The organism is Allobosea sp. P4_H5 (genome assembly GCF_056400825.1).
This window is the reverse complement of sequence record NZ_JBFUKM010000017.1, coordinates 77752-103774: the sequence shown is the minus strand read 5'-3', so window position 1 is coordinate 103774 and position 26023 is coordinate 77752. Positions and strand designations below refer to the sequence as shown.

The following is a 26023-nucleotide window of genomic DNA, read 5'->3' as shown; positions in this document are numbered from 1 at the left end:
CTTTCCCCGGTCACAGCCCGAGGTCCTCACGAAGGCGGTCGATCTGGTGCATGCGCTGATGCAGGATCGTAACGATACCGATGTCGCCATTCGCCAGCCGGCGCCAATAGATGACATGGCGCTCATGGCGCACCATGAAGCCGTCGACGCCGAACTCAGCCGGAACCGGACGCGACATCACCGCATGCGTCTCGATGCGGCCGAAAGTCTCGAACAGTCCCTCGATATAACGCTGTGCTTGGTCCTGGCCCCAGCGCTCGCGCGTGTAGCGATAGATCTCGTCGAGGCGGTGCGAGGCCGCTTCCTGAATGCGGATCGCGGCCATGGGCCGTCAGGCTTCGTTGCGCGCGATCACTTCGGCCGCAGTGAGCGGCCGATAGGCGGAATCAGGGGCAGCGAAGGCGCGTTGCAACTCAGCCTTCAGCCGATCGAAGGCTACGCGCTCCGCCTGTTCCTTGTCGCGGCGGATCAGGTCGCGGACATATTCGCTGACATTCTCATAGTCGCCGTCAGGCCCGACGTTCTCGGCGACGAAGTCGCTCAAGGGACCGCTGAGCCGGACAGTCATGGTGGTGGTGCGCGGCATTGGCTCGCTCCTTGTCTTCAATATGAACAAGGATGAAGACAAAAGCCATCCGCGCCGCTTTGTGTCTTACAAGATGAACCGGCTCAGATCGGCGTTCCGCGCGAGGTCGCCGATGCGCGCTTCGACATAGGCGGCATCGATGGTGATGCTCTCCCCGCCGCGATCTGTCGCGGTGAACGAGATCTCGTCGAGAATGCGCTCGATCACGGTCTGCAGCCGGCGCGCGCCGATGTTCTCGACCGTCGAATTGACCTCGACCGCGATGCGGGCGATCGCCGCGACCGCGTCCGGCGTGAAGTCGATCGTCACCTGTTCGGTCGCCAGCATCGCCACTGACTGTTTGATCAGGCTGGCCTCGGTCTCGGTCAGGATGCGCTTGAAGTCCTCGACGTCGAGCGATGAGAGCTCGACCCGGATCGGCAGGCGGCCCTGCAGCTCCGGCAGGAGGTCTGATGGCTTCGAGACGTGGAAGGCACCCGACGCGATGAACAGGATGTGGTCGCTCTTCACCGGCCCGTGCTTGGTCGCGACCGTGGTGCCCTCGATCAGCGGCAGCAGGTCGCGCTGCACGCCTTCGCGCGAGACATCGGCGCCGCCGCGGCCTTCGCGGGCGCAGATCTTGTCGATCTCGTCGAGGAAAACGATGCCGTTGTTCTCGACCTCGCGGATCGCCGCCTGGACGATCGCGTCCTGATCGATCAGCTTGTCGCTCTCCTCGGCGAGCAGCGGCGCGTAGGCCTCCTTGACCAGCACGCGCTTGGGCTTGCCGCGCTGCCCGAAGGCCTTGCCGAGCATGTCGGAGAGGTTGATCGCGCCGATCGAGGCGCCGGGCATGCCGGGCACCTCGAACATCGGCGCGCCGGAGCCGGCCGAGGCGATTTCGACCTCGATCTCCTTGTCGTCGAGCTCGTTGTTGCGCAGCTTGCGGCGGAAGCTGTCGCGCGTCGTCGCGCTCGCCGTCGGTCCGACGAGGGCATCGAGCACGCGCTCTTCGGCCGCGACATGCGCCTTGGCTTCGACATCCTTGCGCCGGCTCTCGCGGACCAGCCCGATCGCGACCTCGACCAGGTCGCGCACGATCGATTCGACGTCGCGGCCGACATAGCCGACCTCGGTGAACTTGGTCGCCTCGACCTTGAGGAAAGGCGCATTCGCCAGCTTGGCGAGGCGGCGGGCGATCTCGGTCTTGCCGCAGCCGGTCGGCCCGATCATCAGGATGTTCTTGGGCGCGACCTCCTCGCGCAGCGGCCCTTCCAGCTGCTGCCGGCGCCAGCGATTGCGCAGGGCGATCGCGACGGCGCGCTTGGCGTCCTTCTGGCCGACGATGAAGCGGTCGAGCTCGGAGACGATCTCGCGGGGGGAAAACGACGTCATCAAACAGGTTCCTGGATCATGATCAGCGCGGGACCCTCGCCGGTCTCGCGGATGTCTAGGGCCGTGAAGCCGGCCTTCTCATAGGCGCGGATCGCGGCGAGATTCTCCGGGTCGGGGTCGATCACCACCCGCGGCGCGCCTTGCGCCAGCAGATGCCGGGTGAAGGCGCCGATGAAGCGGGTGCCATGGCCCTGGCCGAGCATATCGGCCTCGCCGATGAACTGGTCGATCCCAAGCGTGCCGGCTGGCTGATCCTGCAGCGGATAGTCGGGCCAGAGCGCGGGATCCCAGCTCTGCTGATGGGCGAAAGGCCGCCCGTCATGGCTGACGATCAGCGCCTCCATGCTGGGATCGCCGAAGATGCGCGCGATCTCGGCGAGCTCTTCGTCAGGATCACCCCACCAGCGCCGGACATGGTCCTGTTCGAGCCAGCGCGCCAGCATCGGGAAATCATCTGTTGTCGCGGGGGCGAAGGCGTAGCCGTCGGCGACGAAATTCATGGGGTCTCCAGGCTCTCGATGACGAGGCTGTGATTGGTGTAGACGCAGATGTCGCCCGCGATCTTCATCGCCTTGCGCACGATCGTCTCGGCATCGGCCTCGCCATCGACCAGGGCTCTGGCCGCAGCGAGCGCATAATTGCCGCCCGACCCGATCGCCATCACCGAGCCATGCTCGGAAGCTTCCGGCTCGAGCACGTCGCCGGTGCCGGAGATCAGCAGCGAGACCTCCTTGTCCGCGACGAGCAGCATCGCTTCGAGCCGGCGCAGATAGCGGTCGGTGCGCCAGTCCTTGGCGAGCTCGACGCAGGCGCGCAGCAATTGCGTCGGGAACTGCTCCAGCTTGGCTTCGAGACGCTCGAACAGGGTGAAGGCGTCGGCGGTCGCGCCGGCAAAACCGGCGATCACCGCGCCCTTGGCGAGGCGGCGCACCTTCTTGGCATTGCCCTTCATGATCGTCGGGCCGAGCGAGACCTGGCCGTCGCCGCCGATCACGACACGGCCGCCCTTGCGCACCATCAGGATGGTGGTCGCGTGCATGACGGGGGCATTGCTAGTCTCTGACATTGCGATTCGGTCTCGGGCAAACGGTCAACAGGAACCGCCAACATGTTCAGGCTGAAGCCCGGTATCAAGAGCGACCCGGTCAAACGCTGGAATCTGTCCGAGCGGATCTTCTTCGCCTGCGGTGCCTGCCACATCCTCGCCTACGCCTTCCTGGAAGCCTATCCGGAGCACGGTTTCCACGCCGTCTGGATCAGGCCGGCCGAGGGCTTTACCGGCAACCACGTCTTCGTCACCAATGGTGAGACCGCCTTCGATTTTCACGGCTATCGCTGCGAAGAGGCCCTGGTTGCGCATCACTGGGCCAAGGGCCGGCTCTGGTGGCCGGGCTGGGACGGGACGCTCGTGCCCCTACCGCAGGACGTGCTGATCAGCGAAGCGAAATCGAAGACCTATGACGGCCTCTGGCTGCGCGAGCCCGGCCAGTTCCTGCAGGATGCCCTGCCGCGGGCGCGGACGTTCCTGGCGCGCTTTGGGCCGCCGCAGTCAGGCGCCAGCCAGACTGGCGGCACATTGCTCGACGAAACGGGCCTGAGCCGCCAGATAGGGGCCGGGGCCGTAGCTGATCCGTGACACGCCGAGCCGGATCAGGGTCTCGCGATCGGGCGCGCCACCCATCACCATCACGTTCACCGGAAGCGTCAACGCATCGCAGATCGCCGCGATGCCGCCCTCGTCGAGCAGTCCGGGAATGAAGAAGCCGCTGCAGCCGGCCTGCTGATAGGCCTGCGCTCGCTCGATCGCCGCATCGACGAGGCCGGGGTGCTGCGTCTTGTCGGCTTCCAGCAGGAAAAGATCCGTCCTGGCGTTGATGAACACGGGGATGCCGAGATTGTCGGCCGCGCTTCGGATCGCCTTGATCCGCTGCACCTGGTCGGCGATGGCGTAGAGCGCACCAGTCCCGACGATCTGGTCCTCGAAGTTCAGGCCGACCGCGCCGGCAGCAATGATGCGTGCGGCATTTTTCGCAACGCCGTCCGGGTCTTTCGCGTAGCCACCTTCGAAATCGACGGTCAGCGGCAGCGCGACGGCGGAGGCGATGCGGCCGACGATCGTCTCGATGAAGTCGAGCGGGATTGCCTCGCCGTCGTCGAAGCCATGGGTCGCAGCCATAGACCAGCTCCCGGTGGCGATCGCCTTGCTGCCGGCCTTGGCGGCCGAGCGGGCGCTGCCGGCGTCCCAGATATTGTAAAGGACGAGCGGTCGGCCTTTGACATGAAGTGCGGCGAGTTGGCCTGCTTTGTCAGCCTGTGTCATCGAACCTCTCCTTGCCTTGGCGCGCCGCTCGTAGCGGACCCGGCGGTCGCCTTCTGTCAGCAGATGCGCCCAGCGCTGCGGCGACGCGGCAGGCAGTCGAACCCAGTCTCCGCTCGACGCCATGGCCTTCCGGCCGGTCGCCTGCTAAAGCGGGCACGGTTTTGCGAGGGCACAGAGGTCAGCATGCGTTCGGGCGAAGTGAAGCGCCGCACCAACGAGACCGACATCGCGGTCAAGCTCGTGCTCGACGGCACGGGCAAGGCAGAGATTTCGACTGGCGTCGGCTTTTTCGACCATATGCTCGATCTCTTCGCCCGCCATTCGCTGATCGACACCACGGTCAAGGTGAAGGGCGACACCCATATCGACGACCACCACTCGGTCGAGGATGCCGGCATCGCGCTCGGCGAGGCCCTGAAACAGGCGCTCGGCGACAAGAAGGGCATCCGCCGCTATGCCGATGTCCACCTGCCGATGGACGAGACGCTGACCCGCGTCGCGGTCGACGTCTCCGGCCGGCCTTTCCTGGTCTTCCGAACGGAGTTCAGGGCGCAAAAGATCGGCAGCTTCGACACTGAGCTGGTGCGCGAGTTCTTCCAGGCCTTCGCCATCAATGCCGGGCTGACCCTGCATGTCGAGACGCTCTATGGCGACAATGCCCACCATATCGCCGAGAGCTGCTTCAAGGGGCTGGCGCGGGCGCTGCGCCAGGCGCTCGAAGTCGATCCGCGCGAGGGCGGCCGCGTGCCCTCGACCAAGGGCGCTTTGTAAGGGATCGCTGCCATGGCGTTCTATCAGGCTCTGATCCCGCCGCCGGGCGCTGGCGGGCTGCGCGAAGAGGTCGAGCAGGCTCGACTCCTGCCCGAAAGCTTCACCTTTTCGGCGCTGGTCTTCGGCGGTCTCTGGCTACTGTTCAAACGGCTCTGGCTCGCCTTCATCCTCTATGCGCTGGTCTGGGGCGGGCTGGTCTACCTGCAGCGCCAGATCGGCTTCTCCTTTCTCGCGGTGATGCTGTCGCACACCGCGCTTGCGGTCTTCCTCGGCTTCGAGGGGCAGAACCTGATCGCGCGCAAGCTGCTGCGGAAAGGCTGGCGGCTCGTCGACGTAGTCGAGGCGCCCGACCTCTCCAGCGCCGAGCGCCGCTTCTTCGAGCGGGCCCTGCCGGCTGGCTCGTCGCCTCGCATTGTCGAAACGGCGCCGGCTCCCGTGCGTTTCGCGCCGAGTTCCGCGCCGGTGATCGGTCTCTTCCCCGAGGCGAACGGACGATGAGCCAGACCGTCACCATCGTCGATTACGGCTCGGGCAATCTGCATTCGGCCGCCAAGGCCTTCGAGCGCGCCGCCAATGAGGCCGGCATTGCCGCGACTATCCGCGTCACCAGCGATCCCGCCGAGGTCCGCGCTGCCGACCGCATCGTGCTCCCCGGCGTCGGTGCCTTCGCCGACTGCCGGCGCGGGCTCGACGCCGTCTCCGGCATGGTCGAGGCGCTGGAAGAGACCGTCCGTGGCAAAGGCCGGCCCTTCCTCGGCATCTGCGTCGGCATGCAATTGATGGCGAGCCGTGGTCTCGAATACGTCACCACCGAGGGTCTTAACTGGATCGCCGGCGACGTCGCGCTGATCCGCCCGAGCGACGATGCCCTGAAGATCCCGCATATGGGCTGGAACACGCTGCACCCGCAGGACGAGCACCCGCTCCTCGCCGGAATCGAGACCGGCCCCTCCGGCTGGCACGCCTATTTCGTCCACTCCTATGCGCTGACGGCCGCAAAGCCGCAGGAGGTGCTGGCGCTGACCGATTATGGCGGCCCGGTCACCGCGATCGTGGCGAGGGACAACATCGCCGGCACGCAGTTCCACCCCGAGAAGAGCCAGAAGCTCGGCCTCAAGCTGATCGGCAATTTCCTGAGGTGGACGCCGTGATCCTTTTCCCCGCCATCGATCTCAAGGAAGGCCGCTGCGTCCGCCTGAAGCAGGGCGACATGGACCAGGCGACGATCTTCAACGACGATCCCGCCGCCCAGGCCGCGACCTTCGAGGGGCAGGGCTTCCAGTGGCTGCATGTCGTCGATCTCGACGGCGCCTTTGCCGGCAAGCCGATGAACGCGGCCGCGGTCGAGGCGATCCTGCAGCGTGTCCGCTTTCCCGTGCAGCTCGGCGGCGGCATCCGCGACATGAAGACGGTCGAAGGCTGGCTCGGTAAAGGCATCGCCCGCGTCATCATCGGCACGGCGGCGGTGCGCGATCCCGGCTTCGTCCGTGAAGCGGCCAGGGCTTTTCCGGGCAAGGTCGCGGTCGGTATCGACGCGCGTGACGGCTTCGTCGCGGTGGAAGGTTGGGCCGAGACCTCGGCTTTGGCCGCCGACGATCTCGGGCGCCGCTTCGAGGATGCCGGCGTCGCCGCGATCGTTTACACCGACATCGCTCGCGACGGCATGCTGCAGGGCATCAACTGGGACGGCACGATCGCGCTCGCCCATGCGCTGACGATTCCGGTGATCGCCTCCGGCGGGCTTGCCTCCATGGCCGATATCGAACGCCTCTGCGCGCCCGATGCCGCGATCCTCGAGGGCGCGATCACCGGCCGCGCCCTCTATGACGGCCGCATTGACCCGGCCGCGGCGCTGGCGCGGCTCGCGGTGGCCTGAGAAGGCCGTCTGCCAGCGCGGCTCGGAGCTGCTAGACGAGTTCGACCTTGCCGGTCGCCAGATCGTAGATGCCGCCGACCACGGTGAGCTGCTTCTGCGCGAGGCGCTCCGACAGGATTGGCGCGGCCTTCTTCAGCTTGGCGACGTTGAGCCTGACATTGGCGATGGTCGCTGACTTCAGCAGGTCGGCGGCGCCCTCCTTCTGCGCCGCGAGCACGGCCGGCCTGATCGCGTTGATCAGCGAGGGCAGCTGCCCCGGCAGCCGGGTTTTGTTCTTGACGACGTCGATGGTCGCCGAGATCGCGCCGCAACTCGTATGGCCGAGCACGAGGATGAGTTGCGAGCCCAGCACCTGCGCGCCGTATTCGAGACTCGCCAGCACGTCGGCGTTGACGAAATTGCCAGCGACACGGGTGACGAAGAGTTCGCCCGGTCCACGATCGAAAGCGAGCTCAGGTGCGACGCGCGAATCGGCGCAGCTCAGGATCGAGGCGAAGGGTGCCTGTGAGGCGGCTCGCGCTGCCCGCCCGACCGAGAAATCACGCTCGTTCAGATTGCCCGCGACATAGCGGGCATTGCCCTCCACCAGCCGCTTGAGCGCCTCATCGCCGCTGACCGCGGCCGATTGCGCCCGCAAGGGCGTTGAAAGGACGCCGGCCAGCGCGAGGCCAGCGCCGGCGGCAAACAACCCACGGCGCGAAAACCCGGTTTTGCCCGCGGCCGAGACACAATGATCGCACATCGTCGCAATCCTCACATGAGCAAGATGCGCCCCGGCGCAGCTGGAATCAGCGCGCGGTGCATGCTTTGTCAGCGCTGCCGATGCTAGGCTTCCCAAACGTCAGCGGACAGTACAAATCCTGTAGCGATCCATCCGGCTGCGATGAACGTAAACGATGAGTGAACGCCGCGATTCGCAGCCTTTCGCTGCTGGGAAAGATGGTTCTACCCGCGCTCACCGGCCCTCAGCGCAGATACTGCTCGTAATAGCGCTGGTACTCGCCGGTCGCCTTGGCGATGTGCAGCCACTGGTCGACGAAGGCCTTGAAGATCACGTCGCCGCGCGGCAGCAGATAGCCGATCTCGATGAAGGTCAGCGGCTTGTCGGGATTGATGGCGCAGAGGCCGGGCTTCAGCTTCTGCTGTACGGTCGCCTCGATCGCCTCGGTGACGAACACGTCGGCACGCCCCGCGAGGATCTCGTCGAAGATGCCGACATTGTCCTGGTGCAGCGTCACCTTGGCCTGCTTGAAATTGGCCTTGGCGAAGCGCTCATTGGTGCCGCCGGGGTTGGCGATCGCGGTCACGCCCGGCTTGTCGATATCGGCGACGGTTCGGAACTTCTCCTTGTCGGCGCAGCGCGCCAGCGGGATCTTGCCGGTCCGCAGTGCGGGATCCGAATAGAAGACGCGCTTCTGCCGCTCCAGCGTCACGCCGATGCCGCCCATGGCGATATCGCATTTGCCGCCGGTGAAATCGGCCATCAGCTCGGCCCATTTCGTCCGCACGAATTTCGGCTCGACGCCGATCGCCTTGGCGAGCGACTTCGCCATCTCGATATCGATGCCCTCGAAGCTGTCGCCGGTGGCATTGGTGAACGGCTTGTAGTCGCCGGTGGTGCAGATGCGGAGCGCGCCGGCGCTCTGGATCGCATCGAGCGCGCTGGCCGGTGCCTGCGCCTGAACGGCGCCGATCGAGATGAAGCCTGCGCATGCAGCGGCAAGCGCCCCGCGGATGATCGTCGACAGCATGAAAAAGCCCCCGTCCCCTCTCTTGTCGTTGCCGCAAGGAGAGCAGCGTGCGGGAGCAGCTTCAACTGCCATGCAGGCGAGGGCGCCCGTGCCTGCCACGCATCGCTTGCCTAGCAGGCGTTGCATTCCACCGTGCTGGACCATGCTTCAGGTTGCGCCGCGCCGCTATCTGTCAGCGGAGCGGCGCAGCCAGGCTTTAAAGATCAGCGCACGAACTGATTATAGATCGTGCCGAACTCGCCGGTCGCCTTGGCAAGATGCAGCCACTGGTCGACGAAGGCCTTGAAGACGATGTCGCCGCGCGGCAGCAGGTAGCCCATCTCGCCATATTGCAAGGGAGAGTCGGGGTTGATGGCGCACAGGCCCGGCCGGATCTTCTCCTGGACCTTGGTCTCGATCGACTCGGCCACCATGATGTCGGCCTTGCCGGCGAGGATCTGGTCCCAGATCGTGACATTGTCCGGGAAGATCTCGATCTTGGCCTGCTTGAAATTGGCGCGCACGAAGCGCTCGTTGGTGCCGCCCGGATTGACGATGACGCGCGTCTCCGGCTTGTCGATATCGGCGACGGTCTGGAACTTCGAGACATCGGCGCAGCGCGCGATCGGCGCCTTGCCGTTGATCAGATAGGGCGCGGAGAAGAAGGCGCGCTTCTGCCGGTCGAGCGTCACCGAAATGCCGCCCATGGCGATGTCGCATTTGCCGCCGGTGAAGTCGTTCATCAGCTCGGCCCATTTCGTCTGCACGAACTTGGCCTCGACGCCGATGGCCTTCGCCAGCGATTTCGCGAGCTCGATGTCGATGCCCTCATAGCTGCCGTCCTTGGCCAGCGTGAACGGCTTGTAGTCGCCGGTGGTGCAGACCTGCAGGGCGCCGCGGCTCTGGATCGTCTCGAGCTGGCTGGCCGGAGCCTGCGCCAGCGCGGCGGTGGTGAGGCTGAAGCCAGCCGCGGCGCTCAGCACAGCCAGTTTCAGGCCCTTGAAGGGCGATGTGATCGTCATGGAAATCCCCTCGTCTTGGTTATGGCGCGCAAGAGAGCAGGGATCGTGGCGGCGATCAATCCGGCCGGTGTGCGCTGCGTTTGCGTGCAGTGCAGCGGCGGCGCTATATGCGCCGACCCGTTTTTGTCGCTCCCGCTCGGGCAGGCCCGCCGATGACCTTGAAGACCCGCATCATCCCTTGCCTCGACGTCAAGGACGGCCGTGTCGTCAAGGGCGTGAAATTCGTCGATCTCGTCGATGCCGGCGATCCCGTCGAGGCCGCCAAGGCTTATGATGCTGCCGGGGCCGACGAGCTCTGCTTCCTCGACATCACCGCGAGCCATGAGGCGCGCGGCACCTTGCTCGACGTCGTCACCCGCACGGCCGAGGCCTGCTTCATGCCGCTGACGGTCGGCGGCGGCGTGCGCAAGGTCGAGGACATCCGCGCCTTGCTGCTGGCCGGCGCCGACAAGGTCGCGATCAACACCGCTGCGGTGACCAACCGCCCCTTCGTCAAGGAGGCCGCGGAAAAGTTCGGCGACCAATGCATCGTCGTCGCCATCGACGCCAAGCAGGTCACGCCGGGCCACTGGGAGATCTTCACCCATGGCGGCCGCAACGCCACCGGCATCGACGCCATCGGCTTTGCCCGCGAGGTTGTCTCGCTCGGCGCCGGCGAATTGCTGGTGACCTCGATGGATCGCGACGGCACCAAGTCGGGCTACGATATCGGGCTAACCCAGCGCATTGCGGACGCGGTCTCAGTACCGGTGATTGCCTCGGGCGGCGTCGGCGATCTCGACGATCTCGTCGCCGGCGTGCGCGACGGGCACGCTTCGGCCGTGCTCGCCGCCTCGATCTTCCATTTCGGCACCTACAGCATCCCGCAGGCCAAGGCGCACATGGCCGCCGCCGGGCTGGCGATGCGGCTGGATTGAGCAGTGAACTTCGAAGACCGCGTGAAGGCGAATGAGGCTGCGCGATCCTGCGCGGACGCCTTTATCGCATTGCGCCCCGACTGGGCTGCTCATGTGTGTGTCGAAAAAATCGATGGGCTAGACTGGATCGATCTGTCCTTCCCAAATGAGGAGGCGGTCGGTCCACTGACGGTCGAGTTCGACAGCGACGAAATCAGCATCTTCATCTCGCGCTATCACCGCCACCTGTATTTTGGCAGTGAGAACGGTCCGGAGGTCCGCACCGAAGCAAGCAGGATCATTGAGGACCTTCTTGCTGACAGGCTTTTGGTCGCGATCATGGCTAACGGCGAAGAATGGCTCGGCAGCGGCCTCATTGAGAAGCATGCCGCCGATCAGCTGAGACCCGTCGAGAGTGCCGACTGCGAACTGACGATCCAGTCATGGTCTGGGCGCCATGATCGAAAAATCCCAGCTAGTCGGAAGAATTGTAAGCCGCTGTTTGATCTTGGGCTGGTAGACATGCTCGACCTCGGAGCTGCTGAATGACCTTCACCCTCGCCGATCTCGAACGCATCGTCGCCGAGCGCGCGAGCGCCGCGCCAGAGGAATCCTGGACGGCCAAGCTCCTCGCCGCGGGTCCCGAGCGGGCCGCCAAGAAATTCGGCGAGGAGGCGGTCGAGGCCGTCATCGCGGCCGTGAAAGGTGATCGCGACGAACTGATCGCCGAGAGCGCCGATGTGCTTTATCATCTTTTGGTCGTGCTGAAGTCGCGCGATGTTGCATTGCGGGACGTCTTGAGCCAGCTTGAGGCCCGTACCGCGCGCTCCGGCCTGGCCGAGAAGGCGGCGCGGCCCCGTTAGGGCCTGGTCGTGCCCAAGGTTTGAAAGTCGAGGCGGTCGCGTTGAACCTCGAAGCTTGGAATACGGGGGGTATCATGGACCAGCGTCCGCTCGCGGCGCCATCCGCCCCCGATCTGGTCTCGCCCTATCGCAGCTTCTCGCGCGACGAGTGGGCGCATTTGCGAGCCGATGCACCGCTGACGCTCTCGGTCGACGATCTCACCAAATTGCAATCGATCAACGACCCGATCTCGCTCGACGAGATCGTCGCGATCTACCTGCCGCTCTCGCGCCTGCTCTCGCTCTACGTCGCGGCGACGCAAGGGCTGTTCAAGGCGACCCAGCGCTTCCTGATGGCCGAGGCCGAGGTCAAGGTCCCCTATGTCATCGGCGTTGCCGGCTCGGTCGCGGTCGGCAAGTCGACCACGGCCCGCGTGCTGAAGGCGCTGCTCTCGCGCTGGCCGAACACGCCCAAGGTCGAGCTCGTCACCACCGACGGCTTCCTTCTGCCCAATGCCGAGCTCGAGCGCCGCGGCCTGATGCAGCGCAAGGGTTTTCCGGAAAGCTATGACAGCGCCGCGATCCTGCGTTTCCTCTCCGATGTGAAGGCCGGCAAGCGCGCCGTCAGCGCCCCCGTCTATTCGCACCTGGTCTACGACGTCGTGCCGGGCGAGCAGGTCACGGTCGAGCGGCCGGACATCCTGATCCTCGAAGGGCTGAACGTACTGCAGGCGAGCCGCCTGCCGAAGGACGGCACGGTCACCCCGATCGTCTCCGATTTCTTCGACTTCTCGGTCTATCTCGACGCTGACGAGAACGACCTGCACCGCTGGTACGTCAACCGCTTCATGACGCTGCGCCAGACCGCCTTCCGCGATCCGCGCTCCTTCTTCCGCAAATACGCTGAGATCGGCGAGGAGGAGGCGCTCTCCATCGCCGAAAAGCTCTGGACCGGCATCAACCTGCCCAATCTGCGCGAGAACATCGTGCCGACCCGCCAGCGCGCCAGCCTGATCCTGACCAAGGGGGCGAGCCACCGCATCCAGCAGGTCGCGCTGCGGCGGCTGTAGGGCGGGCATTACACCGCCGGGTCTGAACCACGATGACGACCTATGTCGCCCTGCTGCATTCGATCGTGCTCGGCCCCGGCAGGCGCGTCGTGATGGCCGATCTGAAGGCGATGGCGGCGGAGGCGGGATTTGGCGACGTGCGCAGCTGGGTCGCCACCGGCAATCTGATCTTCGAGGGCGATGATGCGCCGCTTGCGATGATCGAAAGCCGGCTGGAGGCGAGCTTCCGCGCCCGCTTCGGCAAGCATGTCGACATCATCGCGCGCACGGCTCAGGCTTGGAAGCGGCTCGCCGCTCAAAACCCGTTCCCGAATGGGAACGGCCCGGATGTCGGTATCCGTGTCATGCGAAAGCCGCTCGGCCCTGACGCCTTGTCCACGCTCCGAGGGCTCGCAGCGCCCGGCATTGCGCTTGCCCTCTCCGACGGCGATCTCTGGATCGATTTCGATGGCAAGCCGAGCGAGACGAGGCTGCTCTCGCATCTGACGACGAAGAAGCTCGGCATCGGCATGCTGCGCAACGCCAATACCGTCAAGGCGCTGGCCGCGATGCTGGACTGATGCCGCTCGATTTCGCGTCCCTCGGCCTGATGGCCGGCGCTGCCTTCGTCGCTGCGACGCTGCTGCCGGCGCAGTCGGAGGCTGTCTTCATCGGGCTCTTGGCAGCGAAATCCGTCGATCCGACGCTGCTCTTCATCGTCGCCTCGGTCGCCAACACGGCCGGCTCGGTCGTCAACTGGTGGCTCGGCCGGCTGATCGCGACGGGCGGCGTCGAGCGGCTTCCAGCGCGCTTGCGGCCCGATCCCGTGCGTTTCGCCAAGGCGCAGGGCTGGTTCGCCCGCTTCGGCTGGCCGTCGCTGCTCTTCTCCTGGCTGCCGATTGGCGGCGATCCGCTGACCTTCGTCGCCGGTTCGCTCAACTATCCGCTGCTGCGCTTCATCCTGCTGGTGTTCATCGGCAAGTCGGCGCGCTATGCCTTGCTCTGGGCGGGCTGGGCCGCTGCTGCATAAGCATTTGCGCGGATTCCGGTCTCGGGCTACCAGCGAGGCCCCTTCTGATGGAGACCAGATCATGAGCATCAAGCGCATCGCCCCCGGCCCGCGCATGTCGAAGGCCGTCGTGCATGGCAACACGGTCTATCTTGCCGGTCAGGTCGCCGACAAGGCGGCCGGCAAGAGCGTCGGCGAGCAGACCAAGGACATCCTCTCGATCATCGACGGCCTCCTGGCTGAGGCCGGCACCGACAAGTCGAAGCTGCTGATGGTCAACATCTGGCTCTCCGACATGTCGACCTTCGCCGAGATGAACGCGGTCTGGGACGGCTGGGTCTCGGCTGGCAACACGCCGGGCCGCGCCACCGTCGAGGCCAAGCTCGCCGGCCCGCAATACACCGTCGAGATCGCGGTCATCGCCGCGATCTGATCGCTGTCGCACTAGAGCAGGATGCGAAAAAGCGGGAGCCGGTTTTTCGCTGGAATCCTGCTTTAAATTCATCGTGATCTAGGGTGGCGGGCTTACAAACGTGAATCCGGAACTCGCCACTATCCTGGCCCGTGTCTCGCAGCGCGAGGGGGTTCCCCCGGCGCTGCTGCTTGGCGTGCTCGCCTCGATGGGAGACGCCTCCGGCAAGCCCGATTTCAGCCGGATCGAGAACAACCTGGCGCGCCGCGCCGGCGATTTCCGCGGCCTCCGGGCCCGGCTCGCCAAGCCGTCCGGGAACGATCCCGAGCGCGACCGCCTGCAAGGGCAGGCCATTCAGGCGCTGGCCGACGGCCGGCTCGCCGAAGCCGACCGCCTGCTCGCTTTGGCCGAGCAACGCAATCTCGGCGGCGTGGGCACAGCCGATGCGCTCTCCCGGGGTCGCCTGCTCGCCGCCGCCGCCGGCCGCGCTGATCGCGGCGCGGTGGCGATGCTGCATCTCAATCCGAAAGCCTATGGTGAAGCCGCCGAGCGCTATGCCGAGGCGGCGCTGATTGCCGATTCCGCTGAAGCTGGCAGCGGGCTCACCTATGCCTGGATGCAAGCCGATGCGCTGGCGCGGCGCGGCGCCGACTTTTCCGATAAGGCCGCCTTCGTCGCTTCGATCGGCCAGCTGCGCGGCATGCTCGCCAAGCTCGACAATTTCGACCAGACCGTGCTCTGGGCCGAAACCCAGCTCAGGCTGGCGCGCTCGCTTACCGGCCTGTCACATCATGAGGGCGGCGGTTCTCTGCTTCGGCAGGTGGTCGAGATCTACCGCACAACCCTGGAGGACCTGACCCGCGCCAAGGCGCCGCGCCTCTGGACCGCGCTTCAGACCAGGCTCGGCGAGGCGCTGGCCCGGCTCGGCGAGATCGAGGACGATGCCGGCCTGCTCGACGATGGAGTCGCTGCCTTCCGCGCCGGGCTGTCAGGGATGACGCGCGCCGACATGCCGCGTGAATGGGGCCGGCTGCAATGGGAGCTCGGCAAGGCCCATGTCGCGCTCGGCCTGCGTGCCAGCGGCGTCTCGGCCTTCGAAGCGGCGGTGAACTGCTTCAAGCTGGTGCTCGACGACCGGCCGCGGGAGAGCGTCCCGCTCGACTGGGCCGAGGCGCAGGACCGGATCGGCGCTGCACTCGTCGGCCTCGCCGGCTATTACAGCGAGCCGGTCGTGCTGGAGGAGGCGATCGCTGCCTTCGACGCGGCGCTGGAGGTCAGGCGCCGCGAGATCGTGCCCTCGCTCTGGGCCGAGAGCGCCGCGAACCGGGCCGAGGCGCGGCTGGAGCTGGCCGAGCGCATCCGCGACCGCGCCGAGGCTGAAAAGGCGACCACCGAGCTCGTCATGGCGATCGAGACTCTCCGCGGCCTTGGCCTCGCGGTCGAGGCCAAGCGCCGCGAGCCGAAGCTGCGGCGGGCCGCAGTTCTGGTCGAGGCTCTTCGGAAGGCCTGATCAGCCCTTCACGCGCAGGGCCGCGAGCCGCTCCAGCGCCTTGTCCAGCGTCGCGTCGTGCTTGGCGAAGCAGAAGCGCACGACATTGCGCACCGCCCCTTCCGCGTAGAAGGCGCTGACCGGGATCGCGGCGACGCCGTGCTCGGCGACCAGTCGCTGGCAAAAGGCGACGTCGTCGCTCTCGCCGAGCGGGCCGATGTCGACATTGAGGAAATAGGTGCCGGCGCTCGGCAGCACGCTGAAGCCGAGATCGCTGAGGCCGCCGGCGAAACGGTCGCGCGAGCGCTGGAAATCGGCGCGCATCCCCTCGAAATAGGCGTCGTCCTTGCCGAGGCCATAGGCGACCGCCGCCTGCAGGTTCGGCGGCGTGGTGAAGGTAATGTACTGGTGCGCCTTGGCGAGCACGCGCATCAGCTCGGGCGCCGCCATCACCATCCCGACCTTCCAGCCGGTCAGCGAGAAGATCTTGCCGGCCGAGGAGATCTTGACCGTGCGCTCGCGCATGCCGGGCCGGCTCATCAACGGCTGATGGCGGTGGCCATCGAAGACGACGTGTTCCCAGACGTCGTCGCAGATCGCGACCGCATCGTGCCGGACGCAGAACGAGGCCAGGAGGTCGAGATCGGCCTCGCTGAAATTGGTCGCGGTCGGGTTGAGCGGGTTGTTGAACAGCACCACCTTGGTCTTCGGCGAGAAAGCCTTCGCCAGCGCCTCCTCGCTGAGCCCGAAATGCGGCGGCGTCAGCGTCACGAATTTGGGAATGCCGCCGGCACGCCGCACGAGCGGCAGGTAGGCGTCGTACATCGGCTCGAACAGCACGACCTCGTCGCCGGGCGAGATGAGTGCCATCAGCGCGCCGGCGATCGCCTCGGTCGCGCCGGAGGTGATCATCACCTCGGCCTCCGGATCGAGCTCCAAATCCTGCCAATGCCGGAAATGCGTCGCCGTCGCCTGGCGCAGTTCAGGCAGGCCCATCATCGGCGGGTATTGATTCCAGCCTTCGATCACGGCCTGCGCCGCCTTGCGGCGGACATCCTCGGGGCCGGGATCGTCGGGGAAGCCCTGGCCGAGATTGACGGCCTGGTGCTCGCGCGCGAGCCGCGACATGGTTTCGAAGATCGTCGTCGGAAGGGCGGAGAAGATTGGGTTCATCGCGGCTGGCTTCACTCGGGAAGGCGGGCGGAAAGGCTCGGATGCCGCCATAGCACGCGCAACGCCGGTGTGCATCGCCCCGAAAAAGCGGCAGATTATGCGGAGTGATGAATATTGACATTCGTCAGTAGTCAGTGTTTTCTACCCCTCAGCCGGTTCACGCCAGCACTTCTGCGGTTTCTTCGCCCCTTTGGAGCCGTGGGACGCTGACGTGGATCGGTGAGCTTTTTCTGGGGCAGGAAGCGGGCTAGGCAGGCTCCATGCATCCCTCCCACCGAACCCCTGCCCTGATGTTGCTCGGCACCGGCTCCAATGTCGGCAAGTCGCTGCTCGTCGCCGGCCTCTGCCGCCTCTTCGCCGATCGCGGGCTCAAGGTTCGCCCGTTCAAGCCGCAGAACATGTCGAACAATGCCGCTGCGACCGCACGGGGCGAGATCGGCCGGGCCCAGGCACTGCAGGCGCGCGCCGCCCGGATCGCGCCTGATGTCGACATGAACCCGGTGCTGCTCAAGCCGGAGAGCGACCGCGGCAGTCAGATCATCCTGCAGGGCCGTGTCGCCGGCCATCTCTCCTCCGGGGATTTCAGCCGCCGCGGCGATTTCCTGCCGAAGGTGCTGGAGAGCTTCGAGCGATTGAGCGACGGCGCCGACCTGATCCTGGTCGAGGGCGCGGGATCGCCGGCCGAGACCAATCTGCGCGCCCGCGACATCGCCAATCTCGGCTTTGCACGTGCTGCCGGCGTTCCGGCGATCCTCGTCGGCGATATCGACCGCGGCGGGGTCATCGCCAGTCTCGTCGGCAGCCATGCCGTGCTCGATGCCGAGGACCGGGCGATGATCCGCGGCTTCGCCATCAACCGCTTCCGCGGCGATGTCGGCCTGTTCACGCCGGCGCTCGACACGATCACTCGGGCGACGGGCTGGCCGAGCCTCGGCGTCGTGCCCTGGTTCGCCGATGCCGCACGTCTGCCGGCCGAGGACGGGCTCGACCTGATCCGGGGCGCCCCAGCTCGCGACGGCGCGCTGAAGATCGCCGTGCCGGTCCTGCCCGGCATCGCCAATTTCGACGATCTCGATCCGCTCAAGCTCGAGCCCGGCGTCGAGCTTGTCTTCATTGGCCCGGGCACGCCATTGCCGGGCGACGCCGCCCTGGTGATCCTGCCGGGCTCGAAGACGACGCTGCGCGATCTCGCCAGGCTGCGGGAGGAAGGCTGGGACATCGACATCCTCGCCCACCGCCGCCGCGGCGGCCATGTCCTCGGTCTCTGCGGCGGGTACCAGATGCTCGGCAAGACCGTGCGCGACCCGCTCGGGCTCGAAGGGCCGGCCGGCGCCGCCCCCGGGCTTGGCCTGCTCGATATCGAGACCGAGCTCACGCCGGACAAGACGGTGCGTGAGGTCGCGGTCGCCCATCCGGAGAGCGGCACGGCGGGCCGCGCCTACGAGATCCATCTCGGCGTCAGTGACGGCCCGGACCGCACGCGGGCACCGTTCCGCGTCGACGGCCGGTCGGAAGGGGCCCGCAGCGCCGACGGAAGGGTGGTCGGGACCTATCTCCATGGCGTCCTGACCTCTGACCCGCTGCGCCGCGCCTGGCTCGAAAACCTGGCGGGAAAGCCGCTGGCGGAGGGAGAAGCCTATGAACCAGCCGTGGAGGCGGCGCTCGACCGCCTGGCCGGACATCTGGAGCGTCATCTCGACATCGACGCCATCCTCGCATTGGCGCGATCGCGCTCCTGACATCGAACGGGTGTTCCGCGAAAAACTGTCAGGAGGACACAAATAAAGCTTTGCCGTTCAATTTGTTGACGACTGACGAAATTCGTCATAGGCAACGATGGCGTCCGCAGACGGCCTATGGGAACAAGTCATCAGACCGGGAAGTTGCTGTGGCATGAGCACAGTAGAGCGCGATACGAGGCACGACATCATCGATGTCGCCGAGCGGTTCTTCCGCCAGATCGGCTATCAGAAGACCACTGTCGCCGATATCGCCAAGTCGCTGCGCATGAGCCCGGCGAATGTCTATCGTTTCTTCGACTCCAAGAAAGCGATCAACGAGGCCGTCGCCGAGCGCTCGATGAGCGAGCTCGAGGCGACCGTCGCCGCGATCGCCGCCGAGAAGCGCCCCGCAAGCGAGCGCCTGCGCGACATCCTCGCCGCGACCTGCCGCATCAATGCGGCGCGCTATCTCGACAACCACCGCCTGCATGAAATGGTCGCCTGCGCCATGGAGGAGAGCTGGGACGTCATCCGCGGCCATATCGAGCGCTATGACGCGATCCTGCGCTCCGTCGTCGCCGACGGCATCGCCAGGGGCGAGTTCACCGCCCGCGATCCGGTCACCGCGACCCATTGCGTACGCATGGCGATGCTGCGCTTCTGTCATCCGCTCCTGCTCGGCCAATGTGCCGAGCTTCCCGGCCCGACCGTCGAGGAGATGATCGATTTCATCCTCGCCGGGCTGGGCGCCGTCCGCTCCGCTGCCTGATCGGCAGCTCCGACCTGCGTTGACAAGGCGCTGGCGGAGCGGGATACCCCGCCGCGCATGCTGAATCTCAACAAACAGAGCGCCAAGAAGCTCGCCGTGGTCGCCCATGACCTGGCGATGACGGCGCTCGCGATCGTCTTCGTCTTCGCCGTGCGCTTCGATGGCTGGCTGTTCGAGGAGCGGATGCGGCAATTGCCGAAGATCCTGCCCTTCTTCGTCGCCTATGCCGGGGCAGTGTACTGGTTCTTCCAGCTCTATCGCTCGAAATGGCGTTTCGCCTCGCTGCCGGATCTCTCGAACATCGTCCGGGCGGTGACGGTCCTGACCCTGACCTTGCTTGTCGTCGACTACGTGCTCGTCGCGCCGAATCTCTACGGCTATTATTTTTTCGGCAAGATCACCATCGTCCTCTATTGGCTGGTGCAGGTTGCGCTCCTCGGGGGCCCGCGCCTGGCCTATCGCTACTTCAAATATTCCCGCTCCAAGCACCAGGCCGCGCGCGGGGCCAGCCTGCCGGCCCTGCTGCTCGGCCGCGCCGTCGACATCGAAATCGTGATCCGGGCGATGGAATCGGGCGCGATGGGTAAGATGCGGCCGGCCGGCGTCCTCTCGCCGAGGCCCGATGATCTCGGGCAGTCCATCCGTGGCGTGCCGGTGCTCGGCCTGCTCTCGCAGATCGAGACGATCGCGACCGACGCCAGCGAGCGCGGCGAGCCGTTCCGCCGCATCGTCGCGACGCCGAGCGCGCTCGCGCCCGAAGCCGAGCCGGACAAATGGCTCGCCCACACCCGCAAGCTCGCCATCCCGATCTCGCGGCTCGATACGCTCGGCGAGGGCATGCGCGGCAATGAGCTGGCTCCCCTGGAGATCGAGGATCTCCTGGTGCGCCCCTCCGTCAAGATCGATCGGGCGCGGCTCGAAGGCTTTCTCAAGGGCAAGCGCGTCATCGTCACCGGCGGCGGCGGCTCGATCGGCTCGGAGATCTGCCTGCGCTGCGCTGCCTTCGGCGCGGTGGAACTGCTCGTCGTCGAGAATTCCGAGCCGGCGCTGTTCCACGTCACCGAGGCGCTGGCCGCCCAGGATCTCCCGATGCGGGTCACCGGTGCGCTCGCCGATGTCCGCGACGAGGCCCGTCTCGGCCCGTTGTTCAAGGCCTTCGCGCCCGACATCGTCATCCATGCCGCCGCGCTGAAGCATGTGCCCTATCTCGAGGCCGACTGGGGCGAGGGCATCAAGACCAACATCTTCGGCTCGGTCGTCGCGATCGAGGCGGCGATCGCCGCCGGCGCCGGCATCTTCGTGATGATCTCGACCGACAAGGCGATCGAGCCGGTCTCGATGCTGGGCGCGACCAAGCGCTTCGCCGAGATGTACGCCCAGACACGCGATGCCGAGTTCGCCAATGGCAATCGCGGCACGCGCCTCGTCGCGGTCCGCTTCGGCAACGTGCTCGGCTCGGTCGGCTCGGTGGTGCCGAAGTTCAAGGCGCAGATCGAGCGCGGCGGGCCGGTCACCGTGACCAGCCCGGAGATGATCCGCTACTTCATGACGATCCGCGAGGCCTGCGACCTCGTGCTGACCTCAGCCTCTCATGCGCCCGAGCACGAGGCGCAGGAGGATCGCGCCGCCGTCTATGTGCTGAAGATGGGCCAGCCGCTCAAGATAATGGATCTTGCCGAGCGGATGATCCGCCTCGCCGGCTATGAGCCGGGCGTCGACATCGAGATCGCTGTGACCGGCGTTCGGCCGGGCGAGCGCCTGAACGAGATCCTCTTCGCCAAGGACGAGCCGATGGCCGAGACCGGGCTCGACGGCGTCATGGCGGCCAAGCCGATCTTCGCCGGCCGCGAACGCATGCAGGGCTGGCTCGACGAGCTCGAGCGGGCGCTGGCAGCGCAGGACAGGCTCGGCGCCGAGGCGGTGCTCGAAGCGGCGATCCCCGATTTCAGCCGGCGCCGGCCCGGCTTGCCGCCAGTTGCGCCAGCGCAGCCTTCGTCTCCGCAGGCGGCCGCCAGCCAGCCCTGATCAGTGCAGTCGGAGAGGCGACGAGCCCGTTCGCCAATCGCTCATAGGCATCCGCGCGTCCGGTGAGCCGCGCCGCCAGCGCCAGCAGCGTCGACGGGACCGGGATCAGCCCGGATCCGCGGCCGAGGCCGGTGCGCATCGCGGCGAGCATCTGCGCGACCGAGAGAGGTTCCGGATCGGCGACGATGTAGCTGCGCCTGGCCGGGCAGGCCTCCGTCAGCGCGAAGGCAACTGCATCAGTGAGGTTCTCGATCGCCAGCAGCGAGCGCTTCGCTGAGAGCGCACCAAGCGGCAGCGGCACGGGCAGCTTCGCCAGCTTGAGGAGCGCCGCCATGTTGGCCTTCACCCCTGGCCCGTAGACAAGCACCGGCCGCAGCGCGACCCAGTCGAGATCGAGCCCGGCGAGCCCCTGTTCTGCTGCCAGCTTGGAGCGACCATAGGCATCGGTCGGCGCAGGCGTATCGGCCTCGGTCAGTGGCTGCTCGCTGATCGGTCCGCTCTGCGCCCGGATCGAGGACAGGAAGACGAAGCGCCGCACGCCTGCCGCCTGCGCTGCCCGCGCCAGTGCCAGCGTCGCCTGCGTGTTGACCTGTTGGTAGCGCTCTTCCGGGATGTCGCCGTCGGCATGGGCCAATCCGGCGCTGTGGACGACGTGATCGACGCCGTCGAGTAGCGGCTGCCAGTCGATCGGCGCACCGAGATCGCCAATCGCGACATGCTCGACATCGGGGCTGGCAGGCTTTGCGGTCCGCCCCCCCGTCCGCACGCGATAGCCGCGCGCCGCGAGGTCGCGCAGCAGATGCCGGCCGACGAAGCCGCTCGCGCCGGTGAGCAGGATGCGCTCGCTCATGGCCGCGCCCGCTTGCGCGAGAAGCGGCGCAGCAGGCCGATCGTCAGCGCCAGCGCGATCGACAGGCAGCCGAGTTGTGCCCAGAGTGCGGGCACGGCGATGCTGAGCGCCGCGAGCGCGATCAGGCCAAGATTGAGCAGGCCGATCTGCGCGACGATCTCGATGACCTTGAAGCCGTTATCGGTCGCCTGCTGGTAGAAATGCGAACGGTGCGCCTGCCAGACCTTTTCACCGCGCGCCAAGCGGCGCAGCAGCGTGATCGTCGAATCCATCACGTGATAAAGCGGCAGGATCAGCGCTGCGGTCAGCGCGCCGGTGCCGGCGAGGCGGTAGAGCAGATAGGCTCCGAGCAGGCCAAGCGGCAAAGCCCCGACATCGCCGAGGAAGATACGCGCCACCGGCTTGTTGAGCGGAGAAAAGCCGAGGAGGCCGCCGAGCAGCGCCGCGGCAAGCAGCCCGGTGGCGGGGTCGACGAGGCCGTAGCCGCCGGCGAGCGCGATCGCAGCGGTGAGCGGCACCAGCCCCGCGAGGGTGATCCAGTCGATCCCATCCATGAAATTGACGAGGTTGACGAACCAGGCACCCGCAATCAGGGCAAGGCCGCGCTCGGCCCAGAGCGGCAATGTCTCCGGCAGCAGCCGCACATCAGGCGCGGCGTAGAAGACGACGATGCCGACGCAGAGGAATTGCAGCGGCAGGCGCAGCGCCGGCGAGAGTGGCCTGATGTCGTCCCAGGCGCCGACCACGGCCAGCAGGGCGGAGGCGACCATGACCAGGACGAGGCCCTGCCGGGCGCCCGCATCCATCGGAATGAAGGCAAGCGCGAGTCCCAGCGCCAGGAAGGCACCGGCGAGCACGGCGATGCCGCCGCCCTGTGGTGTCGGCGTCCGGTGGCTGGAACGGGCATTCGGCCGCGCCAGCGCATAGCGCATCATCAAGGGCCGCAGGGCCAGGCACAGCGCGAAGGCGAGGCCGGCGGCGAGGGCTATCAGCAGGAGGGGCGCGAAACGTTCCAAGGCGGGCGGACCATAGCCATGCCGGCGGTCATCGCAAGCAGCTCTTGCATCGGCGAGCACAAAAGAAGAACATAACTGATATGGCCATCGCCGATTCCGCCCTCAATCCGCCGCCGGCGCGGCCGGAGATCACCCGTGCCGTCTGCCGCGGCGCCTCGCGCCATTTGCGCGAGCGCGGCTATGCCATCGTCAAGGAGATGACCTTCGCCAATGGCCGGCGCGGCGACATCGTCGCGCTCTCGCCATCCGGCGAATTGCTGGTGGTCGAGGTCAAGTCGGGCATCGAGGATTACCGCGTCGACGGCAAATGGCCAGATTACCGCGATTATTGCGACGGCTTCCTCTTCGCGGTCGCCCCGGAATTTCCGCTGGAGATCCTGCCCGAGGATGTCGGCCTGATCGTCGCCGATGCCTTCGGCGGCGAACTGCTGCGCGAGCCGCCGCGCCATCAGCTGGCACCGGCGCGCCGGAAAATGCTGACCATCGCCTTCGCCAGGTTGGCGGCCGGACGCCTGGCGCTGCTGGAGGATCCGGGAACCTAGCTCGCAGCCCGCTGCGGCAGGACGAGCGCCTTCGGGCCGATGTTCAGGCTGATCTGCAGGCTGTCGGCGATGCGATGGGCCCGGTCGATGAACAGGAACCTGGCCGGGCCGGTGCAGAGCTCGGTGACCGTCGATTCGAACAGCGCGAGCCAGCGCTCGAAATGCTGCATCTCGAGCGGAAGCGGCATGTGGACCTGCTGTGGCTTGCCGCGATAGCGCCCGCTCATCAGCGTCACCGACGACCAGAAATCACGCAGCTTGGCGAGATGGGCGTCCCAATCGTCGCCGAGCTTTTCGAGAAAGATCGGGCCGATCAGCGGGTCCAGCCGCACCCGGTTGTAGAAGGTGTCGACCAGCTCGGCGATCAGCTCTTCGCTGATGCGCTCCGGCAGCGCCGTCCCGCTCATCGCGGGGCGCGCTTGGCGAGGATGCGCTGCAAGGTGCGCCGGTGCATGCCGAGCCGGCGCGCCGTCTCCGAGACATTGCGGCTGCACAGTTCATAGACGCGCTGGATGTGCTCCCACCGCACGCGGTCGGCCGACATCGGGTTTTCCGGCGGCACCGGACGCGCATTGGGGCCCGCGGCCAGCGCCGAATGGATCTCGTCGGCATCGGCGGGCTTGGCCAGGAAGTCGTAGGCGCCGAGCTTCACCGCGCTGACTGCGGTCGCGATATTACCGTAGCCGGTCAGGACGACGCCGCGTGCATCCGGGCGCTTCTCCTTGAGACGGGCGATCACGTCGAGCCCGTTGCCGTCGCCGAGGCGCAGGTCGATCACCGCATAGGCCGGCGCCGCCTCCTCGACCGCGGCGAGTCCGGCCTGGACGGACTCTGCGATCCTCACCGAATAGCCGCGGCCTTCCATGGCGCGGGCGAGGCGGTTCAGGAACGGCTTGTCGTCGTCGACGAGTAGAAGAGACATGTCCCTGCCGGTCGTGTCGGTGAGCTCGCCTGTCATCGGCGCCGTGTCCATCGCCATCATCTCCTGCCGGGCGGGTAACTGTCCGGCTTAGTATCCATTCTACCGATTGCGCGACGCGCTGAAACGCCGCAACGCCTCATTCTGTCGCATATGGGGCCAAAAGCTCCGGGTTTGAAGGTCCGGTGGGTCGATCGTCGCGTTCGAACACGGCCCGCAACCAGGTGATCCGGATGCTGGCGCCGGTCGCCGGCAATGGCAAATTGGAGAATTCCAGCGTCGCGCCGCTGCGTTCCAGCAGCGTCTTGGCGATGAACAGGCCGAGGCCGAGGCCGCCACCGGCGCGCGATTCCTTGTCATGCGAGCGCGAAAGATAGGGATCGCCCGCCCGCAGCAGCACTTCCGGCGTGAAGCCCGGCCCGTCATCGGCGATGGTCAGGATGACGGCTACGTCGGTCCACTGCGCCGTGATCGTCACCTTGGAGCGGGCGAAGTCGACGGCGTTGTCGACGATGTTGCCGAGCCCGTAGTTCATGCCGGGATTGCGCCGGCAGACCGGCTCTGGTTTGTCGCCGATCAGCGCGATCTCGAACGGCACGCCGAAGGGCCGCTGCGGCCCGGCGGCTTCCTCGATCAGGAGGCTGAGCGAAAGCTGGTCGAGCGGGCCGGCATCGTCGTCCTGCAGCGAGGCGAGTTTACCGAGGATGCCGCGGCAGCGCTCGACCTGCTCGCGCAGCAGGGTGATGTCTTCCGCCATCTCGCCTTCGGCCGGGGCGAGCCGGGAGAGCTCGCGGGCGACCAGCGCGATCGTGGCGAGCGGCGTGCCGAGCTCATGCGCGGCGGCGGCGGCGAGGCCGTCGAGCTGCGAGAGATGCTGCTCGCGCGCCAGCACGAGCTCGGTCGCGGCCAGCGCTTCCGACAGATCGCGTGCTTCCTTGGCGACGCGCCAGGCATAGATGCCGGTGAAGCCGAGCCCGAGCAAAAGCGCGATCCAGTTGCCGAGCTGGTATTGCGGCGGCAGCACCGGGCGCTCGCTCCCGGCCCAGGGCAGCGGCCAGTGCAGGATGGTGAGCAGTGTCGCGAGCCCCGCGGCGAGCAGTCCGAGCGCCAGCGTGTGTCGCGGCGGCAGCGCCGTCGCCGAGATCATCACCGGCGCCAGGAACAGGATCGCGAACGGGTTCTGCAGGCCGCCAGTGAGATAGAGCAGGGCCGCGAGCTGGAGGATGTCGAAGCCGAGCAGCGCCGTCGCCGCGCCCTCCCGCAGCCGGTGGCTGAGCGGGAAGCGGATGCGCAGGGCGATGTTGAGCCAGGCCGAGACGGCGATGGCGAGGAAGCACCAGCCGAAGGGCAGCGAGAAGCCGAGCCCGAAATGCACGCCGGCGACGGCGACGCTCTGGCCGGCGATCGCCAGCCAGCGCAGGCGCACCAGCGTGTCGAGCCGCAAATGGCGCGGTGTGCCGCCAGGGGCGGATGGAACGAGGTCGGCGATCGTCACGGCGCGCAATTTTCGCAATGCCGCAAGCGGCCAGGAAGGAGGAAGCTGTGGCTAATCGGCATCACAAGGAAATCTTAGCCCTTTGGACGATTGAATCAGAATAAATTCTACTTAGGCTGCATTCCCTTGCTGCACTG

Annotated in this window: 32 protein-coding genes; 17 read left to right on the top strand and 15 right to left on the bottom strand. The window is 66.7% G+C overall.

Features of this window, described 5'->3' with window-relative positions; all coding sequences use genetic code 11:
• Positions 1–10 precede the first annotated feature (10 nt).
• The 5 genes from AC1DS0_RS27870 to hslV all read right to left on the bottom strand — a co-directional run bounded on the left by AC1DS0_RS27870 (position 11) and on the right by hslV (position 3026).
• A complete protein-coding gene (locus tag AC1DS0_RS27870) occupies positions 11–325 on the bottom strand; it encodes a type II toxin-antitoxin system RelE/ParE family toxin (protein ID WP_476817463.1) in 315 nt (104 codons plus the stop codon).
• Positions 326–331: 6 nt separating this feature from the next.
• Positions 332–586 carry a ribbon-helix-helix domain-containing protein gene (locus tag AC1DS0_RS27865; RefSeq protein WP_476817462.1) on the bottom strand — a complete coding sequence of 85 codons (255 nt, stop codon included), beginning with the start codon at positions 584–586 and terminating at the stop codon, positions 332–334.
• Positions 587–652: 66 nt separating this feature from the next.
• Positions 653–1960, bottom strand: a complete 1308-nt coding sequence (gene hslU / locus AC1DS0_RS27860; protein ID WP_476817461.1) for an ATP-dependent protease ATPase subunit HslU — start codon at positions 1958–1960, stop codon at positions 653–655.
• Positions 1960–2460: a GNAT family N-acetyltransferase gene (locus AC1DS0_RS27855; RefSeq protein WP_476817460.1), complete on the bottom strand. Its 501-nt coding sequence runs from the start codon at positions 2458–2460 to the stop codon at positions 1960–1962. Before AC1DS0_RS27855 ends, hslU begins: the two co-directional genes overlap by 1 nt.
• Complete coding sequence (hslV, locus tag AC1DS0_RS27850; RefSeq protein ID WP_476817459.1) at positions 2457–3026, bottom strand: ATP-dependent protease subunit HslV; 570 nt, start codon at positions 3024–3026, stop codon at positions 2457–2459. The genes AC1DS0_RS27855 and hslV overlap by 4 nt, the downstream gene beginning before the upstream one ends.
• 42 nt (positions 3027–3068) lie before the next feature.
• Here hslV and AC1DS0_RS27845 point away from each other — a divergent pair, with 42 nt between their 5' ends.
• Positions 3069–3596: a hypothetical protein gene (locus tag AC1DS0_RS27845; protein WP_476817458.1), complete on the top strand. Its 528-nt coding sequence runs from the start codon at positions 3069–3071 to the stop codon at positions 3594–3596.
• Here the strand turns inward: AC1DS0_RS27845 and AC1DS0_RS27840 are convergent.
• On the bottom strand, positions 3510–4280 hold the full coding sequence (locus AC1DS0_RS27840; protein WP_476817457.1) for an isocitrate lyase/PEP mutase family protein: 771 nt from the start codon (positions 4278–4280) through the stop codon (positions 3510–3512). The genes AC1DS0_RS27845 and AC1DS0_RS27840 overlap by 87 nt on opposite strands.
• A gap of 183 nt (positions 4281–4463) precedes the next feature.
• Here AC1DS0_RS27840 and hisB point away from each other — a divergent pair, with 183 nt between their 5' ends.
• From hisB to hisA, 4 genes are read left to right on the top strand one after another with little or no spacing between them, the layout of a single operon-like run.
• Entirely contained in the window at positions 4464–5051 is a 588-nt protein-coding gene (hisB, locus tag AC1DS0_RS27835) for an imidazoleglycerol-phosphate dehydratase HisB (protein ID WP_476817456.1), read from the top strand.
• Between the two features lie 12 nt (positions 5052–5063).
• Positions 5064–5549, top strand: coding sequence for a DUF2628 domain-containing protein (locus AC1DS0_RS27830; RefSeq protein WP_476817455.1), 486 nt, complete (start codon positions 5064–5066; stop codon positions 5547–5549).
• Positions 5546–6202 carry an imidazole glycerol phosphate synthase subunit HisH gene (gene hisH / locus AC1DS0_RS27825; protein ID WP_476817454.1) on the top strand — a complete coding sequence of 219 codons (657 nt, stop codon included), beginning with the start codon at positions 5546–5548 and terminating at the stop codon, positions 6200–6202. The genes AC1DS0_RS27830 and hisH overlap by 4 nt, the downstream gene beginning before the upstream one ends.
• Positions 6190–6927 (top strand): 1-(5-phosphoribosyl)-5-[(5-phosphoribosylamino)methylideneamino]imidazole-4-carboxamide isomerase, encoded by a 738-nt coding sequence (hisA, locus tag AC1DS0_RS27820; RefSeq protein WP_476817453.1) that lies wholly within the window; start codon positions 6190–6192, stop codon positions 6925–6927. Before hisH ends, hisA begins: the two co-directional genes overlap by 13 nt.
• A 31-nt stretch (positions 6928–6958) precedes the next feature.
• Here the strand turns inward: hisA and AC1DS0_RS27815 are convergent, their stop codons facing one another.
• From AC1DS0_RS27815 to AC1DS0_RS27805, 3 genes are all read right to left on the bottom strand, one after another.
• Complete coding sequence (locus AC1DS0_RS27815; RefSeq protein ID WP_476817452.1) at positions 6959–7669, bottom strand: carbonic anhydrase; 711 nt, start codon at positions 7667–7669, stop codon at positions 6959–6961.
• A gap of 223 nt (positions 7670–7892) precedes the next feature.
• A complete protein-coding gene (locus AC1DS0_RS27810; protein WP_476817451.1) occupies positions 7893–8678 on the bottom strand; it encodes a transporter substrate-binding domain-containing protein in 786 nt (261 codons plus the stop codon).
• A gap of 203 nt (positions 8679–8881) precedes the next feature.
• Entirely contained in the window at positions 8882–9679 is a 798-nt protein-coding gene (locus AC1DS0_RS27805; RefSeq protein WP_476817450.1) for a transporter substrate-binding domain-containing protein, read from the bottom strand.
• A 152-nt stretch (positions 9680–9831) separates the two neighbouring features.
• Between AC1DS0_RS27805 and hisF the strand changes: the two genes are divergently transcribed.
• The 8 genes from hisF (at position 9832) to AC1DS0_RS27765 (ending at position 15397) form a co-directional block, all read left to right on the top strand.
• Entirely contained in the window at positions 9832–10596 is a 765-nt protein-coding gene (gene hisF, locus AC1DS0_RS27800) for an imidazole glycerol phosphate synthase subunit HisF (protein WP_476817449.1), read from the top strand.
• Between the two features lie 3 nt (positions 10597–10599).
• Positions 10600–11124, top strand: a complete 525-nt coding sequence (locus tag AC1DS0_RS27795) for a hypothetical protein (RefSeq protein ID WP_476817448.1) — start codon at positions 10600–10602, stop codon at positions 11122–11124.
• Positions 11121–11438, top strand: coding sequence for a phosphoribosyl-ATP diphosphatase (locus AC1DS0_RS27790; protein ID WP_476817447.1), 318 nt, complete (start codon positions 11121–11123; stop codon positions 11436–11438). The genes AC1DS0_RS27795 and AC1DS0_RS27790 overlap by 4 nt, the downstream gene beginning before the upstream one ends.
• 74 nt (positions 11439–11512) lie before the next feature.
• Complete coding sequence (gene coaA / locus AC1DS0_RS27785; RefSeq protein ID WP_152013181.1) at positions 11513–12487, top strand: type I pantothenate kinase; 975 nt, start codon at positions 11513–11515, stop codon at positions 12485–12487.
• A gap of 32 nt (positions 12488–12519) precedes the next feature.
• Positions 12520–13047, top strand: a complete 528-nt coding sequence (locus AC1DS0_RS27780; protein ID WP_476817446.1) for a DUF1697 domain-containing protein — start codon at positions 12520–12522, stop codon at positions 13045–13047.
• Positions 13047–13496 carry a YqaA family protein gene (locus AC1DS0_RS27775; RefSeq protein ID WP_152013179.1) on the top strand — a complete coding sequence of 150 codons (450 nt, stop codon included), beginning with the start codon at positions 13047–13049 and terminating at the stop codon, positions 13494–13496. The genes AC1DS0_RS27780 and AC1DS0_RS27775 overlap by 1 nt, the downstream gene beginning before the upstream one ends.
• Before the next feature lie 61 nt (positions 13497–13557).
• A complete protein-coding gene (locus tag AC1DS0_RS27770) occupies positions 13558–13908 on the top strand; it encodes a RidA family protein (RefSeq protein ID WP_092159827.1) in 351 nt (116 codons plus the stop codon).
• Positions 13909–14008: 100 nt separating this feature from the next.
• Positions 14009–15397 (top strand): hypothetical protein, encoded by a 1389-nt coding sequence (locus AC1DS0_RS27765; RefSeq protein WP_476817445.1) that lies wholly within the window; start codon positions 14009–14011, stop codon positions 15395–15397.
• Here AC1DS0_RS27765 and AC1DS0_RS27760 read toward each other — a convergent pair whose 3' ends face one another.
• Positions 15398–16549 (bottom strand): aminotransferase, encoded by a 1152-nt coding sequence (locus AC1DS0_RS27760; protein WP_476817444.1) that lies wholly within the window; start codon positions 16547–16549, stop codon positions 15398–15400. It lies immediately after the preceding gene.
• Between the two features lie 260 nt (positions 16550–16809).
• Between AC1DS0_RS27760 and AC1DS0_RS27755 the strand changes: the two genes are divergently transcribed.
• The 3 genes from AC1DS0_RS27755 to AC1DS0_RS27745 all read left to right on the top strand — a co-directional run bounded on the left by AC1DS0_RS27755 (position 16810) and on the right by AC1DS0_RS27745 (position 21064).
• Complete coding sequence (locus tag AC1DS0_RS27755) at positions 16810–18288, top strand: cobyric acid synthase (protein ID WP_476817443.1); 1479 nt, start codon at positions 16810–16812, stop codon at positions 18286–18288.
• A gap of 154 nt (positions 18289–18442) precedes the next feature.
• Entirely contained in the window at positions 18443–19039 is a 597-nt protein-coding gene (locus tag AC1DS0_RS27750) for a TetR/AcrR family transcriptional regulator (protein ID WP_152013174.1), read from the top strand.
• A gap of 57 nt (positions 19040–19096) precedes the next feature.
• Entirely contained in the window at positions 19097–21064 is a 1968-nt protein-coding gene (locus AC1DS0_RS27745) for an SDR family NAD(P)-dependent oxidoreductase (RefSeq protein WP_476817442.1), read from the top strand.
• Here the strand turns inward: AC1DS0_RS27745 and AC1DS0_RS27740 are convergent.
• Positions 20985–21914 carry an NAD-dependent epimerase/dehydratase family protein gene (locus AC1DS0_RS27740; RefSeq protein ID WP_476817441.1) on the bottom strand — a complete coding sequence of 310 codons (930 nt, stop codon included), beginning with the start codon at positions 21912–21914 and terminating at the stop codon, positions 20985–20987. The genes AC1DS0_RS27745 and AC1DS0_RS27740 overlap by 80 nt on opposite strands.
• Entirely contained in the window at positions 21911–22930 is a 1020-nt protein-coding gene (locus tag AC1DS0_RS27735; protein WP_476817440.1) for an MraY family glycosyltransferase, read from the bottom strand. Before AC1DS0_RS27735 ends, AC1DS0_RS27740 begins: the two co-directional genes overlap by 4 nt.
• Before the next feature lie 80 nt (positions 22931–23010).
• Between AC1DS0_RS27735 and mmcB the strand changes: the two genes are divergently transcribed.
• Positions 23011–23472, top strand: coding sequence for a DNA repair putative endonuclease MmcB (gene mmcB, locus AC1DS0_RS27730; protein WP_476817439.1), 462 nt, complete (start codon positions 23011–23013; stop codon positions 23470–23472).
• Here mmcB and AC1DS0_RS27725 read toward each other — a convergent pair.
• From AC1DS0_RS27725 to AC1DS0_RS27715, 3 genes are all read right to left on the bottom strand, one after another.
• Positions 23469–23879, bottom strand: a complete 411-nt coding sequence (locus AC1DS0_RS27725) for a group III truncated hemoglobin (RefSeq protein ID WP_476817438.1) — start codon at positions 23877–23879, stop codon at positions 23469–23471. The two genes, mmcB and AC1DS0_RS27725, sit on opposite strands and share 4 nt — an antisense overlap.
• Complete coding sequence (locus AC1DS0_RS27720) at positions 23876–24445, bottom strand: ActR/PrrA/RegA family redox response regulator transcription factor (protein ID WP_476817437.1); 570 nt, start codon at positions 24443–24445, stop codon at positions 23876–23878. Before AC1DS0_RS27720 ends, AC1DS0_RS27725 begins: the two co-directional genes overlap by 4 nt.
• Positions 24446–24530: 85 nt before the next feature.
• The gene (locus tag AC1DS0_RS27715) at positions 24531–25880 is read right to left on the bottom strand and encodes an ActS/PrrB/RegB family redox-sensitive histidine kinase (RefSeq protein ID WP_476817491.1); all 1350 of its coding nucleotides are present in this window, start codon (positions 25878–25880) and stop codon (positions 24531–24533) included.
• Positions 25881–26023 lie beyond the last annotated feature (143 nt).